Annotated in this window: 1 protein-coding gene; it reads left to right on the top strand. The window is 67.4% G+C overall.

Annotated features, from left to right (window positions below; all coding sequences use genetic code 11):
• Window positions 1–230: transposase (locus tag Q7A36_RS41465; protein ID WP_305109571.1), on the top strand; the 230-nt coding region annotated here is incomplete at both ends.

Here is a 230-nt window from a genome sequence, read left to right on the forward strand (position 1 = left end):
TATCTCTGGATTGACGCCACCTACGTGAAGGGGCGCGAGGGAGGGCGCGTTGTCTCAACGGCGACAATAATCGCTGTGGGCGTGAACACCGATGGCCGGCGCGAGGTGCTCGGCGTGGCCACCGGCGCCTCGGAGGCGGAGGTGTTCTGGAAGGGGTTCCTGCGCTCGCTGGCCGACCGTGGCCTGCGCGGGGTCAAGCTGGTGATTGCCGATGACCACAAGGGCCTGCG

Source organism: Paracraurococcus lichenis (assembly GCF_030657435.1).
Lineage (GTDB): Bacteria > Pseudomonadota > Alphaproteobacteria > Acetobacterales > Acetobacteraceae > Paracraurococcus > Paracraurococcus lichenis.